The sequence below is a fragment of the Pseudorhodobacter sp. MZDSW-24AT genome (assembly GCF_002794355.1).
Lineage (GTDB): Bacteria > Pseudomonadota > Alphaproteobacteria > Rhodobacterales > Rhodobacteraceae > Pseudotabrizicola.
Window position 1 is genome coordinate 457,422 of record NZ_PGOI01000007.1, and the last position, 14,248, is coordinate 471,669.

At 67.0% G+C, this 14,248-nt stretch carries 13 protein-coding genes; 9 read left to right on the forward strand and 4 right to left on the reverse strand.

From position 1 onward, the window contains the following. Positions 1–4 precede the first annotated feature (4 nt). Genes CUR21_RS08245 through CUR21_RS08255 form a run of 3 tightly spaced genes read left to right on the forward strand, consistent with a single transcriptional unit; the run spans position 5 to position 3,164 of the window. Complete coding sequence (locus CUR21_RS08245; protein WP_100196520.1) at positions 5–1,120, forward strand: Gfo/Idh/MocA family protein; 1,116 nt, start codon at positions 5–7, stop codon at positions 1,118–1,120. A gap of 7 nt (positions 1,121–1,127) precedes the next feature. After that, positions 1,128–2,018, forward strand: a complete 891-nt coding sequence (locus CUR21_RS08250; protein ID WP_100196521.1) for a sugar phosphate isomerase/epimerase — start codon at positions 1,128–1,130, stop codon at positions 2,016–2,018. Positions 2,019–2,030: 12 nt separating this feature from the next. Next, the gene (locus CUR21_RS08255) at positions 2,031–3,164 is read left to right on the forward strand and encodes a Gfo/Idh/MocA family protein (protein ID WP_100196522.1); all 1,134 of its coding nucleotides are present in this window, start codon (positions 2,031–2,033) and stop codon (positions 3,162–3,164) included. Here CUR21_RS08255 and CUR21_RS08260 read toward each other — a convergent pair. Further along, positions 3,161–4,171, reverse strand: a complete 1,011-nt coding sequence (locus tag CUR21_RS08260) for a LacI family DNA-binding transcriptional regulator (RefSeq protein WP_100196523.1) — start codon at positions 4,169–4,171, stop codon at positions 3,161–3,163. The genes CUR21_RS08255 and CUR21_RS08260 overlap by 4 nt on opposite strands. Positions 4,172–4,586: 415 nt before the next feature. On the opposite strand from CUR21_RS08260, the gene CUR21_RS08265 reads away from it, so the two are divergent. The 4 genes from CUR21_RS08265 to CUR21_RS08280 are packed head-to-tail and all read left to right on the forward strand — an operon-like array spanning position 4,587 to position 9,611. Further along, positions 4,587–5,603 carry an ABC transporter substrate-binding protein gene (locus CUR21_RS08265; RefSeq protein WP_100196807.1) on the forward strand — a complete coding sequence of 339 codons (1,017 nt, stop codon included), beginning with the start codon at positions 4,587–4,589 and terminating at the stop codon, positions 5,601–5,603. Beyond that, entirely contained in the window at positions 5,600–7,765 is a 2,166-nt protein-coding gene (locus tag CUR21_RS08270; RefSeq protein ID WP_100196524.1) for an iron ABC transporter permease, read from the forward strand. Before CUR21_RS08265 ends, CUR21_RS08270 begins: the two co-directional genes overlap by 4 nt. 7 nt (positions 7,766–7,772) lie before the next feature. Next, complete coding sequence (locus CUR21_RS08275; protein ID WP_100196525.1) at positions 7,773–8,786, forward strand: ABC transporter ATP-binding protein; 1,014 nt, start codon at positions 7,773–7,775, stop codon at positions 8,784–8,786. Positions 8,787–8,807: 21 nt separating this feature from the next. Then, positions 8,808–9,611: an inositol monophosphatase family protein gene (locus CUR21_RS08280; RefSeq protein WP_100196526.1), complete on the forward strand. Its 804-nt coding sequence runs from the start codon at positions 8,808–8,810 to the stop codon at positions 9,609–9,611. On the opposite strand, the gene CUR21_RS08285 is transcribed toward CUR21_RS08280, so the two are convergent. Further along, positions 9,608–10,255, reverse strand: a complete 648-nt coding sequence (locus tag CUR21_RS08285) for a class I SAM-dependent methyltransferase (protein WP_100196527.1) — start codon at positions 10,253–10,255, stop codon at positions 9,608–9,610. The two genes, CUR21_RS08280 and CUR21_RS08285, sit on opposite strands and share 4 nt — an antisense overlap. Before the next feature lie 68 nt (positions 10,256–10,323). Between CUR21_RS08285 and CUR21_RS08290 the strand changes: the two genes are divergently transcribed. Both CUR21_RS08290 and hutC read left to right on the forward strand, forming a co-directional pair. Further along, complete coding sequence (locus CUR21_RS08290) at positions 10,324–11,223, forward strand: choline/ethanolamine kinase family protein (RefSeq protein ID WP_100196528.1); 900 nt, start codon at positions 10,324–10,326, stop codon at positions 11,221–11,223. Between the two features lie 119 nt (positions 11,224–11,342). Then, on the forward strand, positions 11,343–12,059 hold the full coding sequence (gene hutC, locus CUR21_RS08295; RefSeq protein ID WP_157791966.1) for a histidine utilization repressor: 717 nt from the start codon (positions 11,343–11,345) through the stop codon (positions 12,057–12,059). Here hutC and CUR21_RS08300 read toward each other — a convergent pair. Together CUR21_RS08300 and hutU are read right to left on the reverse strand one after the other, a co-directional pair. Then, complete coding sequence (locus tag CUR21_RS08300; protein WP_157791967.1) at positions 12,056–12,562, reverse strand: HutD family protein; 507 nt, start codon at positions 12,560–12,562, stop codon at positions 12,056–12,058. The genes hutC and CUR21_RS08300 overlap by 4 nt on opposite strands. Next, the gene (gene hutU, locus CUR21_RS08305; protein WP_100196531.1) at positions 12,559–14,244 is read right to left on the reverse strand and encodes a urocanate hydratase; all 1,686 of its coding nucleotides are present in this window, start codon (positions 14,242–14,244) and stop codon (positions 12,559–12,561) included. The genes CUR21_RS08300 and hutU overlap by 4 nt, the downstream gene beginning before the upstream one ends. Positions 14,245–14,248 lie beyond the last annotated feature (4 nt).

The following is a 14,248-nucleotide window of genomic DNA, read 5'->3' on the forward strand; positions in this document are numbered from 1 at the left end:
ACAGGTGCAAGACATCGGGATCGGGCTGGTGGGCGGCGGCTACATGGGCAAGGCCCATGCGGTGGCGCTCTCGGCCGTCGGACCCTTGTTCAACACCGCACTGCGCCCGCGCTTGCAGGTCATCGCCGCCACCACCCCCGCCTCGGCCGAACGCTACCGTGCCGCTTATGGCTTTGCGCGCGGCACCGATGACTGGCGCGATCTCGTCGCCGATCCAAAGGTGCAGGCCGTGGTGATCGCCGCACCCCAAGCCACCCACCGCGCCATCGCGCTTGCCGCTTTCGCGGCGGGCAAAGCCGTGTTCTGCGAAAAGCCGCTGGGCGCCTCGCTGGATGATGCCCGCGCCATGGTCGCCGCCGCCGAGGCGGCCAACCTGCCCAACATGATCGGCTTCAACTACGTCCGCACCCCCGCCACCCAATTCGTGCGGCAGTTGCTGGCCGAAAACGCCATCGGCACCCCCACATGGTTTCGCGGCGAACATACCGAAGATTTTCTGGCCGATCCGGCCTTGCCGCCCACATGGCGCACGCAAGGCCGCGCCAATGGCTGCATGGGCGATCTGGCCCCGCATCCCATCAACTGCCTCTTGGCGCTGATGGGCCCGGTCGCCGCGCTGTCGGCCCGCATCGAAACCATCCATCACAGCCGCCCCGGCCCGCATGGCCCGGAACCCGTCACGAATGACGACCAAGCCCAGCTGATGCTGCGCTTTGCCTCGGGCGTGATGGGGCATCTGTTCGTCAGCCGCGTGGCGACCGGACGCAAGATGGGCTATGCCTATGAAATCCACGGCACCAAGGGCGCGATCCGCTTTGATCAGGAAGATCAGAACGCGGTGCATCTCTACCGCGCCGAAGGGCCGCAGGCCACGCGCGGCTTTGCCCGCATCCTCACCGGCCCCGCGCATCCCGATTATGGCGCCTTCTGCCAAGGCCCCGGCCATGGCACCGGCTATCAGGACCAGATCATCCTTGAAGCCCGCGATTTCCTGCAGGCCATCCACAGCCGCACGCCCGTCTGGCCCACTTTCCGCGACGGGCTGGCCGTCGCGCAGATCATCGACACCGCCTTTGCCGCCTCTGAAACCGGAGGCTGGCATCCCGTCCCGCAGACATGAGGTCCCCATGACCATCCGTATCGGCAATGCCCCCTGTTCTTGGGGGGTCGAATTCGCAGACGATCCGCGCAATCCGCCGTGGCAACAGGTGCTGCGGGACTGTGCGGCGGCGGGCTATACGGGGATCGAACTTGGCCCCATCGGCTACATGCCCGAAGACCCGGCGCAACTGGGCGAGGCGCTGGCCGAAAACGGCCTCACCCTCATCGGCGGCGTGGTGTTCCGCCCCTTCCACGATCCCGCCCAATGGGACAGCGTGCTCGACGCCGCCCGGCGCACCTGCCGCGCGCTGGTGGCGCATGGCGCGCGGCATCTGGTGCTGATCGACAGCATCTCGCCGCGCCGCGCCCCCACCGCAGGCCGCCCGCAGGAGGCCGAGCAGATGGGGCCTGCCGAATGGGCCGCCTTCCGCGACCGCATCGCCACCGTGGCCCGGATCGGCGCCGAAGAGCATGGCCTGACCGTCGGCATCCACGCCCATGCGGCGGGCTTTCTCGATTTCGAGCCGGAACTGGAACGCCTGCTGGACGAGGTGGACGAAACCATCCTGAAAATCTGCTTCGACACCGGGCACCACAGCTATGCGGGCTCTGACCCGGTGGCCTTCATGCGCCGCCATATCGGCCGCATTTCCTACATGCATTTCAAGGACATCGACCCGCAGGTCAAGGCGCGCGCCATCGCCAGAAGCACCGGCTTTTATGAAGCCTGCGGCCAAGGCATCTTTTGCAACCTTGGCACCGGCGACGTGGATTTCCCAGCCGTGCGGCGCATCCTTCTGGACGCGGGGTTCCAAGGCTGGTGCACCGTCGAACAGGACTGCGACCCCACGCTGGATGTCAGCCCCGTCGACGACGCGCGCAAGAACCGCGCCTATCTTTCCTCCATCGGGTTCTAAGGGGCGGGCATCATGGCAAAACTGAACTGGGGCATGATCGGCGGCGGCTTGGGCAGCCAGATCGGCCCGGCCCATCGCTTGGGCGCGCTGGCCGATGGCCATTTCACCCTTGCCGCAGGCGCGCTTGATCACCGGCCCGATGTGGGCCGCGACTATGCGCAAAGCCTTGGCATCGCGCCCGACCGTGCCTATGGCGACTGGCGCGAGATGCTCATGGGCGAGCGCAACCGCCCCGACCGCTGCGATCTGGTCACCGTCGCCACCCCCAACGCGACGCATTTCGACATCACCAAGGCGTTTCTTGAAGCTGGCTTCCATGTCCTGTGCGAAAAGCCGATGACGATGACGGTGGAAGAGGGCGAAGAAATCGTCCGCATCGCCGCGCGCAGCGGGCGGATCTGCGCGGTGAACTATTGCTACTCCGCCTATCCGATGATCCGCCAAGCCCGCGCCATGGTGCGGGCGGGTGATATCGGGGCGGTGCGGCTTGTCGTCACCAACTTCAGCCACGGCCACCACGGCGATGCCGCCGATGCCGAAAATCCCCGCGTCCGCTGGCGCTATGACCCGGCGGTGGCGGGCGTCTCGGGACAATTCGCCGATTGCGGCATCCATGCGCTGCACATGGCCAGCTTTATCTGCGACGATCAGGTGGAAACCCTCTCCGCCGACTTCGCCTCCACCCTTCCCTCCCGCACGCTGGAAGATGACGCCATGGTCAACTTCCGCCTGTCACGCGGCACCGTCGGGCGGCTCTGGACCTCTTCCGTCGCCATCGGGCGTCAGCACGGGTTCGACATTCAGGTCTTTGGCGAAACCGGCGGCTTGCGCTGGGCCTCGGAACAGCCGAACCAGCTGATCTACACCCCCTTGGGCGGGCGCACCCAGATCATCGAGAAAGGCGAATCCGGCCTTTGTGACGATGCCAAACGCCTGTCCCGCGTCGCCATCGCGCATCCCGAAGGCTTCCCGCTTGCCGTCGCCAACATCTATTGCGACCTTGCCGATGCCATCCGGGGCACCCCGCGCGACGGCCTGCCCTTGGCCGAGGCAGGCCTGCGCTCGATGGCGGCGGTGCACAGCGCCGTGGCTTCGGCGCGCGCCAAAGGCGCCTGGGTCGACGCCCGCCCGCCGATGTTTCGCTAACCCGCCCCGGCGGGCAGCGGGCGCAACGTGCGGCGCTCGATCACCGCGCAGGGAAACAGCCGCACCTCTGGCGGGCGGTCGGGCGCGGCAATCGTGTCCACCACCAACGCAATCGCCGCTGCGATGATCTGCGCCACCGGCTGATGGATCGTGGTCAGCCCGATGTTCTGCCACCGCGACATTTCCATATCGTTCAGCCCGATCAGCCCGATCTCTTCCGGCACCCTCAGCCCGGCATCGCCAATCGCGCTCAACGCCCCCACCGCCAGCAGGTCATCGCCGCAGAAATAGGCCTCGGCCGGGCCTGCCGCCAACAGACGCTGCATTTCGGCGCGCCCGGCGTCAAAGGTGTAATTCTCGGCAAAGCTCACCCGCGCCTCCACCTGCGGCACCCCGGCCAGCGCCTCCAGAAAGCCTGCCATCCGGTCTTGGGTCGAGGTGGCGTCGCGCGGCCCGCCCAGAAAGCCCAGCCGCCGATAGCCGCGCGCCACCAGCGTCTGCGCCGCCATGCGCCCGCAGGCCACATTGTCGATCCCCACCACCGACACATCCGGCGCCGCCACGGCCCGGCCAAAACTGTGCACCACCGGCAGCCCCGCGCGCTTGAACGCCGCCGCAAAGCTCGCGGGCAGCGTCGAGGACGCCACGATCACCCCATCCACCGAATATTGCCGCAGCATCTGCACCGAAGCCGCCGGGTCGGTCGCCCCGCTCAGATTGACCAGCATCGGCCGCAACCCCCGCTCTTGCAGACCGCGCGTGAACAGGTCGAACACCTCAAGGATCAGCGGATTGTGGAAATTGTTCGCGATCAACCCGATGAGCTTGGTGCGCCCCGTCGTCAGGCTGGAGGCCAGCGCATTGGGCGCATAGCCCAGCTCGGCCGCTGCCTGTTCCACCCGCGCCCGGGTCTTGGCCGAAACCGAGGCCCCTTCGGTAAAGGTCCGCGACACCGCCGATCGCGACACGCCCGCGCGCAGCGCCACCTCTTTCAGTGTCACCGCCATCCCGTCTCCCTCCGCTGCCCGACGCTGCCATGCGCTGCCACTATACCCACAGTCCCCGCGATGGAAACGGCAAGCGCGCCCCTGTCGCCAAAGCGTCACCGGTGTGACATCCCGCTGTCATCTCAGGCTGTTAGCCGGTCCCCGCGCCCTCGGTGGCGCCACCGTCACCCGCCGGGGCCATGCCGCCCCGCGCCCCCCGTCTTGGCCCGAATGCAACAGGCATCTCGGCCCATCCCACGCGTTGCGCCCAAAATATCGGGGCGCGCCCAAACCCCCGGCAGGTTTTACGCCGTCAGATGATTTTTCTTGCGTTTTGCACAACTGTGCTAGTCTCGACCAAAAACTTGCACAGCTGCGCAGTGCATCCAACAGCAAGCCCATGCAGACCGCATGGCACAAAAGGGAGATCGACAAGATGACCAAACGCTTTGCCCTGATCGGGGCCACCGCCTTGGCCCTGATGCCCATCGGTGCTTTTGCCCAGCCCAAGGAACTGGTGCTTTATTGCTCGGTCAACGAAGAATGGTGCCGCGCGCAATCCGAAGCCTTCATGCGCGAAACCGGCATCAATGTCTTGATGACCCGCAAGTCCTCGGGCGAAACCTATGCCCAGATCAAGGCCGAAGAGGGCCAGCCGCGCGGCGATGTCTGGTGGGGCGGCACGGGCGATCCGCATCTGCAGGCCGCGCAGGAAGGCCTGACCGAAGAATATCAATCCCCCATGCTGTCGGAACTTCAGCCTTGGGCCACCGCGCAGGCCGAAACCTCGGGCTACAAGACGGTGGGCATCTATGCCGGGGCGCTTGGCTTTGGCTACAACTCCACCTTGGTCACCGAAAACCCGCCCGCCTGCTGGGCCGATCTTCTTGACGAACGCTATGCCGAAGACATTCAGGTGGCCAACCCGAATTCGTCAGGCACCGCCTATACGATGCTCGCCACCATGGTGCAGCTGATGGGCGAGGATGAGGCCTTCGCCTATCTGGCCAAGCTGCACGCCAACATCAACCAATACACCAAATCCGGGTCTGCCCCGATCCGCGCCGCCGCCACCGGCGAAAGCGCCATCGGCATCGTCTTCATGCATGACGCCGTGGCCGAAACCGTCTCGGGCGCCCCCATCGTTACCGTCGCCCCCTGCGAAGGCACCGGCTATGAGGTCGGCTCGATGTCCCTGATCAAGGGCGGCCCCAACCCCGAAGCCGCCAAGATGTGGTATGACTGGGCGCTTTCGGCCGCCGCACAGGAAATCGGCGCCACCGCGAAAAGCTATCAGGTGCCGTCGAACACATCGGCCAGCACCCCACCCGAAGCGCCGAAGCTGGCCGACATCAAGTTGATCGACTATGATTTCGCCAAATATGGGTCCTCCGACACCCGCGCCGCCCTGTTGTCGCGCTGGGATGCCGAAATCGGCGCGTTGCCCAAGTGAAAGCGCTGTGGGAAGGCCGGATCGGCCTGATTTGGTCTGGCCTTCTGTTGGCCGCTGTTCTGGCCCTGCCTTGGTATAAAGGCGGGGCCACCCTCGCCTCGGCCTTGGCCGAAGGCGTGGCGGGCCGTGTCTGGCTGCTGCCCTTGGTGGGGGCGGCGCTGGCGCTGGCCTTGCTTGCGCTTCTGTCGCGCGACTGGCGCATCCACCCTGCCGGGGCGGCGCTGGTCGGGGCTGGCTTGGGCTGGCTTTTGCTGCAAGGCTTTGGCATCGGCCTGCGCGGCCCCGCGCTGCCCGGCCTTGGCCTCCTGTTCCCCACCGCTCTTGAAGGCCAGCCCGGCTTTGGCTGGGGCGCGTGGCTCGCGGGCATCGCCCTGATCGGCGCTCTGGCCGAGGTTTTGGCCGCGCGCGGCTTTTGCCGGGGCGAGCGGTTTGCCGCCTTCGCCATCATCGGCATCGTCTCGGCGCTGTCGCTCTTTGTGTTCTTCCCGATCGTCAAGCTGATGTCCGCCGCCTTTGTCGGCCCCGATGGCACGCTGGCGCTGACGCCGTTCCTCACCCGCATCACCGCCTCTGACCTGTGGTCGCTGGGCTGCCTCACCGGCAGCGGGCGGTGTGGTGTGGTGATCAACAGCCTTGTGCTGGGTATCCTGTCGGCGGCGCTGGCCACCGCGCTGGGCCTTGCGCTGGCCCTGCTGGTCGCACGCACCGATTTCCGCATGAAGCGGCTGTTGCGCGCCATTTCGATCCTGCCGATCATCACCCCGCCTTTCGTGGTGGGCGTCGCCATCCTCGTGCTGTTTGGCCGCACCGGGCTGGTGACTGTGGAAGTGGCGGAATGGTTCGGCGTCCGCCCCACCCGCTGGATCTATGGCCTGCCCGGCATCCTGCTGGCGCAAGTGCTGGCCTTTGCGCCTGTCACCTTCCTCGTGCTGCTGGCCGCGCTTGAAGCGATCAATCCCACGCTGGAAGAAGCCTCCACCACGCTGGGCGCCAAACCCGTCACCACCTTTCGCACCGTGACATGGCCGCTTTTGCGCCCTGCGCTTGCGGCAGCCTTCCTGCTCGCCTTCATCGAAAGCCTTGCCGATTTCGGCAATCCCATCGTGCTGGGTGGCAGCTATGACGTGCTGTCCACCAAGATTTTCTTCGCCGTCGTCGGCGCGCAATATGATCTGGGACAGGCCGCCACCCTGTCGGTGCTGCTGCTCACGCTCACCATCGCGGCCTTCTGGGTGCAGACCCGCTGGCTGGGCCGGGGCAGCTATGTCACCGTCACCGGCAAATCCGATGCCGGGCTGGTCGCCCCGGTGCCGGGTCTCATCAAATGGGCGGCGGTGGCGGCGGTGGTGCCCTTCGTGCTGTTCACCGTCGGCATCTATGCCATCGTGCTGATGGGCGGCTTCGTGAAAGACATCGCCCGGATGGACATGGCCCCCACCTTCGGCCACCTCTGGACCGCCTTTTCCTTTGAATTCAACGAGCGCGGCATCCAGCTTTTCGGCTCGGCCTGGAACAGCATGATCACCACGCTCTGGGTCTCGGCGCTCTCGGCCCCGCTCACCATGGCGGTGGGCATCCTGACGGCATGGCTGATCGCGCGGCAGGATTTCACCGGCAAGCGCGCCTTTGAATTCGGCACCCTACTTTCCTTTGCCATCCCCGGCACCGTGGTGGGCGTCAGCTACATCGCCGCCTTCAACGTGCCCCCGATCGACATCACCGGCACCATGGCGATCCTTGTCATCTGCTTTGTCTTCCGCAACCTGCCCGTGGGCATGCGCGCGGGCATCGCAGCGCTGGCCCAGATCGACCGCAGCATGGAAGAGGCCAGCCAGACCATGGGCGCAGGCGGCGGGCGCGTGCTGCGCGATGTGGTGCTGCCGTTGATCCGCCCTGCGATCTTCACCGCGCTGGTCTATTCCTTCGTCACCGCGATGACGGCGGTGTCGGCGGTGATCTTCCTTGTCTCGGCGCGGCACAACATGGCCACCGCCTATATCATGGGCCGGGTCGAGAATGGCGAATACGCGCTCGCCATCGCCTATTCCACGGTGCTGATGCTGGTGATGGTGGCCTGTGTGGCCGCCATGAACGGGCTGGTGGGCAAACGCAAGCTGGGGCGGCGCAGCACCGTCACCGGCACCCCACATCCGGCGGAGTAAGATACGCATGACACAGACAGCCATCGAATTCCGCAGCGTGGTCAAGCGCTACGGCACCGCCACCGCCGTGGCCGGGATCGACCTCTCCATCGTCAAGGGCGAACTCGTCACCTTCCTTGGCCCCTCGGGCTGCGGCAAGACCACCTCGCTGCGCCTGATCGCCGGGCTGGAACTGCCCAGCGCCGGGCAGGTCTTCATCGCCGGGCGCGATGTCAGCCGCGATCCGGCCTCGGCCCGCAATGTTGGCATGGTGTTCCAGTCCTACGCCTTGTTTCCGCATGTCTCGGTGCTAGAAAACGTCGCCTATGGCCCAGTCATCCGCGGCACCCCCAAGGCCGAGGCACAGGCCCGCGCGCGTGAAATCCTTGAACAGGTCGGGCTTGCGGGGCTGGAAGCCCGCCTGCCCGCCGAGCTTTCGGGCGGCCAGCAGCAGCGCGTCGCCGTCGCCCGCGCCATCGTGCAGCAGCCGGATGTGATCCTGTTCGACGAACCGCTGTCAAACGTCGATGCCAAGCTGCGCCGCAAGGTGCGCGAGGAAATCCGCAGCCTCCAGCGCCGCTTTGGCCTGACGGCTGTCTACGTCACCCATGACCAAGAAGAGGCGCTCGCCGTCTCTGACCGCATCGTGGTGATGGAAAAGGGCCGCATCGCGCAGGTGGGCACCCCGTCCGAGCTTTACGAACACCCGGCCAGCCCCTTCATCGCCGATTTCATCGGCGACGCGAACCTGATTCAAGGCCGCGTGGTCCAAGGCCAGTTCACCGCGCCCGGCATGGCGTTTCCGGTCAGCGGCCCGGATGGCCCCGCCACCCTCTCGATCCGGCCCGAGCGCATCACGCTGTCCCCCGGCGGCCCCGACAGGGTGCTGACCGCCACCTATCTGGGCAGCCGGATGGAATACAGCGTGGCCACCGAACGCGGCGAGATGCTCGTGTCCCGCCCCATCTTCGAACCGCGCCTGACCGCCGGGCAAGAGGTATCGCTCCACATCACCCCGGCCGACGCATCGCGCGTCGCCTGAATCTCCCCCCGGAAAGTGCCCATGACCGACCCGATCCAAGCCCGTTTCACCCTCGCCCGCCAGCTTGCCCAAGCGGGCGGCGCGCTCGCCCTGTCCCATTTTCAGCACCGTGACCGTCTGGTGATCGAGGCCAAGGCCACCCCGCAAGACATCGTCAGCCGCGCCGACCGCGAGGTGGAAGATCTGATCCGGGCCGGCATCACACGCGCCTTCCCGCAGGATGCCATCCTTGGCGAAGAAGGCGGCGCGCAAGACGGACAAAGCGGCTTTCTCTGGGTGATCGACCCGATCGACGGCACCTCGCCTTTCCTTGCGGGCCTGCCGCATTGGTGCGTCATCATCGCGCTGGTGCAGGGCGGGGAAACCGTCGCCGCCGTCACCGCGCATCCGCTGGCGGAGGAGGTGTTTACCGCCATCAAGGGCCGGGGCGCATGGCTCAATGATGTGCCGATGCGCTGTGATCCCGCGCATCGCATCACCAACAGCCTTGTCGCCATCGGGGCCAGCCATCGCACCGATGCCGCCCATGTGGCTGGCGTCATCACCGGGCTGATGCAGGCGGGCGGCATCTTCTACCGCAACGGCTCTGGCGGGCTGATGCTCGCCTCGGTCGCCGCCGGGCGCTTGGGCGGCTATTATGAACCGCATATGAACCCGTGGGATTGTCTGGCGGGCGGGTTGATGATCACCGAAGCCGGAGGCCGCATCCTGCCGATGCCCAGCGACCCGGCAGGCGGCATCGCCCTTGGCACCGCCCCCGGCGTCTGGGACGACCTTTCCGCCGTCATCGCCAAGGCCCCGCCCGATGCGGAGGCGCGCCCCTAAAGGCCCTGCCCTGCGCCTTCCGCGCGGCGGCGGATCACCACCGCGCGCGAAGGAATCGTGCCCGGCTCTCCGGGCATCGAGATATAGGGCGGCGTCGTCTCCAGCACCTCCACCGCCGTCATCCCGCGCAAGGCCGCCTCGAATCCACCGTCCCACAGCGTGCATTTCACCGTCAGCACCAGCGGACCGCCCGCTTGCGTGATCCGCACCAGCTCGGGCAGCGCCTCTGCCCCCACATGCCCGGTGGTGAACACCCCGGTCGAGATCACGGCGGCAAAGGCACCATCGGCAAAGGGCAGCGCCCCGCCCAGCGCCAACTGGTGCAAGCGCGCGTAATGCCCCTTGGCCCGCGCCACCGCCAGCATCCCGCCCGAAAGGTCCAAGCCCTCGACCGGGGCAAAGCCCAAGATCCCCAGCCAATCGCCCAGAAGCCCGGTGCCACAGCCCGCGTCCAGCACTGGTCCGGTGCCGCGCGGCGCATGGCGCGCCAAAAGCGCGCAGCCAATCGACGGGTGGCGGTAGCCCGCCGCCGCCATCTCGGCATCATAGCTCCCCGCCCAGGCATCATAGGCCGCCGCCACCTGCTCTGGCGCGCCTGCGCCATAGACCGCGCCCAAATGGCCGCCATGCGTTCCGGTGCTCATGCTGGACTCCCTTGCAACTTGGGGGCTAGCTTGGGCCACAGCGCAGGCCAAGGCAACGGGGCAGCACCATGCAAGACGATATTGCGGCGATCATCGCCGATGTTCCGCCGCTCTCCGGCTGGCAGGGCAGCGCACAGCGCTTGGGCGGGCTGACGAACCGCGTCTACCGCCTTGGGGATGCCATCCTGCGGGTGCCGGGCGAAGGCACCGCCGCCTATATCGACCGTGCCGCCGAAGCCGTGGCCGCCGAGGCTGCTGCCAAAGCCGGGGTCAGCCCCGATGTGCTCTATGTGAATACCACCACCGGCATCATGGTCACCCGCCACATCGACGGCAGCACCACCATGACGCCGCACGGCTTTCGCAGCCGCCCCGGCGCGCCCGCGCGCGCGGCGCAAGCCCTGCGCCAGCTCCACCACTCGGGTCAGACCTTCCCCACCCGGTTCGAGCTTTTCGCCATGATCGATGAGTATCTGCGCCTGCTGTCCGGCACCGATGTCGCCTTGCCCCAAGGCTATCACGGCGTGGTGGCCGAAGCCGAAGCCGTGCGTGTCGCCCTTGCGCGCAGCCCTGCCCCGCTGGTCCCGTGCCACTGTGATCCTTTGTGCGAAAACTTCCTTGATACCGGCAGCCGCATGTGGATCGTCGATTGGGAATATGCTGGAATGAACGATCCGATGTGGGATCTGGGCGATCTCTCGGTCGAGGCAGAGTTTGACGCGGCGCAAGATGCCGCGCTTCTCGCCGCCTATTTCAACGGCGCCGCCCCGCCGCAAGACGTGGCCCGCATGGTGATCTACAAGGCGATGTGTGATCTGTTGTGGACACTGTGGGGCCTGATCCAGCACGCGAACGGCAACCCGGCCGAGGATTTTCAGGCCTATGCCGACACCCGCTTTGCCCGGTGCCGTGCGCTGATGGCCTCACCCGATTTTGCCCACCATCTGGCGTGCCTGCACAGGGCATGACCCTCCAACGGCCCTCCCGCCCCTGCCCTTTTCGCCGTCTCGGGCCGTTGCCCTGACGGCCCGGCTTGTCCCTTGGGCGCAGCTTCTTTACGTTGCGCTTACTCAAAACAGGGGCCCTTGTGGACAGCCGCACCACCCATCACGACCGCATCCTTGCCGCGCTGCGCGACAAGATCACCGGCGGCGACTGGCCCCCCGGCTTTGCACTGCCGTTTGAAACCGATCTGGCCCAGCAGCACGGCGTTTCGCGGATGACGATGAACAAGGTGCTGGCCCAACTCACGCGCGAAGGCTTTCTGGTGCGGCGCAAGCGGCTGGGCACCTTTGTCGCGCAACCCGTGGCGCAGGCCGCCGTCATGGCCATCCCCGACATTCAGGCCGAGGTCGAGGCGCTTGGCCTGCCATGGCGCTTTGCCCTCACCACGCGCGATCTGCGCGCGCCCCGCATGGACGAGATGAAATCCGCCCGCATCGACAGCTCTGCCCCGGTGCTGGCGCTGACGGGGCTGCATTTCGCGGGCGATCAGCCCTTTTGTCTGGAACAGCGACTGATCAACCCCGCCGCCGCGCCCACCGCCCCGGCGCAGGATTTCACCACCATCGCCCCCGGCCAATGGCTCTTGCGCGAAATCCCGTGGACATCGGCCGACCACCGCATCCGCGCCGTTGCCGCCAGCCCCGCCACCGCCCGCGCGCTGGCCTTGCCGAACGGGGAGGCCTGTCTCGAAGTCACCCGCCGCACCGAAACCGCCGGGCAATGGGTGACGCTGGTGGTGCAAACCTACCCCGGCGCGCGGCATGAACTGATCAGCCGCTTCACCGCCGACCCGCGCTAGATCTCGACCGCCACCGCCGGCGCACCGCGCAGATCGGCGCGCAGGCCCGGACCCACCGCCGCCAGATCCACCAGATCCAACCGCGCCAGCCCCGCCACCGGCGCCAAGAGCAGCGCAAAGCGCGCGGCAGGGTCAAGCGGCCCCGCAACCACCCGCGCAAGGCTGGGCCGCCGCGTCATCACGTTGAAATCCAGCAGCGGCCCCGTCACCTCGGCCCGGCAGGCCACATCCCCGGCAAAGGCGAAGGGCACCAGCGGCGCAAGCGCCTGCGCCCGCCCCTCCAGATGCAGCACCATCGCCCCGCCCTCGATCACCGTCAGCACCCGGTCCACGCCGGGAAACGCCGAGAACGGCCCCGACGCCGCCACCCGCGCCGTGCTCAGCCGCAGGGTGAAATCGTCAAACCCCGCCCCCTCCGGCCAGCACAGAATCTCCGCCGTGGTGCCGCCGCCGTTCTTCCACGGGCGAAAGACGCGGGCGCTTGCCCGGTACACCCCGCTCACAGGATGCCCGGCAACCGCAAACCATGCGCCACCGCGCAATCGCGCGCCACGCCATAGCCCGCATCCGCATGCCGCATCACCCCCGTCGCCGGATCGTTCCACAGCACCCGCTCCAACCGCGCCGCCGCCGCATCGGTGCCATCCGCCACGATCACCACGCCGGAATGCTGGCTGAACCCCATGCCCACGCCGCCGCCGTGGTGCAGCGACACCCATGTTGCACCCCCCGCCACATTCAGCATCGCATTCAACAGCGGCCAGTCGCTCACCGCATCCGACCCGTCCTTCATCGCTTCCGTCTCGCGGTTCGGGCTGGCCACCGAGCCGGAATCCAGATGATCCCGCCCGATCACGACCGGTGCCTTCAACTCCCCCGACCGCACCATCTCGTTCAGCATCAGCCCCGCCCGGTGCCGATCCCCCAGCCCGATCCAGCAAATCCGCGCGGGCAGACCCTGAAACGCAATCCGCTCCTGCGCCATGTCCAGCCAGCGGTGCAGATGCGCGTTTTCGGGGAACAACCGCTTCATCGCGGCATCGGTCTTGTAAATGTCCTGCGGATCACCCGACAGCGCCGCCCAGCGGAAGGGCCCCACGCCCCGGCAGAACAACGGCCGGATATAGGCCGGCACAAAGCCCGGAAAGGCAAAGGCGGTCTCCAACCCCTCTTCCTTCGCCACCTGCCGGATGTTGTTGCCGTAATCCAGCGTCGGCACCCCGGCGTTCCAGAACCCCACCATCGCCGCCACATGCTCGCGCATCGACGCCCGCGCGGCCCGTTCCACCGCCGCAGGCTCTGCCTCGCGCCGCGCCCGCCACTCGGCCACGCTCCACCCCTTGGGCAGATAGCCGTTCAGCGGGTCATGCGCGCTGGTCTGATCGGTCACGATATCGGGCCGCCCGTTCGGCATCGCTTCCCCCGCCTGCATCCGGCGCAGGATCTCGGGAAACACCTCCGCCGCGTTGCCGATCAACGCAACCGACTTCGCCTCCCCCGCCTTGGTCCACCGGTCAATCAGCGCCAAAGCCTCATCCAAGGTCTGCGCCTTGGCATCGCAATAGCGCGTGCGGATGCGAAAATCGGCCCGCGTCTCGTCACACTCCACCGCCAGACAGCACGCCCCCGCCATCACCGCGGCAAGCGGCTGCGCACCCCCCATGCCGCCCAACCCCGCCGTCAGTATCCAGCGCCCGCGGAGCGACCCGCCGTAATGCTGCCGCCCGGCTTCGGCAAAGGTCTCATAGGTCCCCTGCACGATCCCTTGGGTGCCGATATAGATCCATGACCCGGCGGTCATCTGGCCATACATCATCAGCCCCTTGCGATCCAATTCATGGAAATGCGCCCAAGTCGCCCAATGCGGCACCAAGTTAGAGTTCGCAATCAACACGCGCGGCGCATCTGCATGGGTGCGGAAAATCCCCACCGGCTTGCCCGATTGCACCAGCAGCGTTTCATCCGACTCCAAGTCGCGCAAACTCGCACAGATCCGGTCGAAATCCTCCCAAGTGCGCGCCGCGCGGCCAATCCCGCCATAGACCACCAACTCATGCGGGTTTTCCGCCACATCGGGGTGCAGGTTGTTCATCAGCATCCGCAGCGCGGCCTCGGTCTGCCAGCTCTTGCAGCTCCGCTCGGTGCCGGTGGCGGGAAAAATATCGCGGGTGTTGTGACGTGTCATGGCG

What these genes read in the sequence shown, in the direction of transcription:
- CUR21_RS08255 (WP_100196522.1), top strand. Translation starts at nt 2,031, where the DNA reads ATGGCAAAACTGAACTGGGGCATGATCGGCGGCGGCTTGGGCAGCCAG.
- CUR21_RS08265 (WP_100196807.1), top strand. Translation starts at nt 4,587, where the DNA reads ATGACCAAACGCTTTGCCCTGATCGGGGCCACCGCCTTGGCCCTGATG.
- CUR21_RS08290 (WP_100196528.1), top strand. Translation starts at nt 10,324, where the DNA reads ATGCAAGACGATATTGCGGCGATCATCGCCGATGTTCCGCCGCTCTCC.
- CUR21_RS08285 (WP_100196527.1), bottom strand. Translation starts at nt 10,255, where the DNA reads ATGAGCACCGGAACGCATGGCGGCCATTTGGGCGCGGTCTATGGCGCA.
- CUR21_RS08275 (WP_100196525.1), top strand. Translation starts at nt 7,773, where the DNA reads ATGACACAGACAGCCATCGAATTCCGCAGCGTGGTCAAGCGCTACGGC.
- CUR21_RS08250 (WP_100196521.1), top strand. Translation starts at nt 1,128, where the DNA reads ATGACCATCCGTATCGGCAATGCCCCCTGTTCTTGGGGGGTCGAATTC.
- hutU (WP_100196531.1), bottom strand. Translation starts at nt 14,244, where the DNA reads ATGACACGTCACAACACCCGCGATATTTTTCCCGCCACCGGCACCGAG.
- CUR21_RS08260 (WP_100196523.1), bottom strand. Translation starts at nt 4,171, where the DNA reads ATGGCGGTGACACTGAAAGAGGTGGCGCTGCGCGCGGGCGTGTCGCGA.
- CUR21_RS08280 (WP_100196526.1), top strand. Translation starts at nt 8,808, where the DNA reads ATGACCGACCCGATCCAAGCCCGTTTCACCCTCGCCCGCCAGCTTGCC.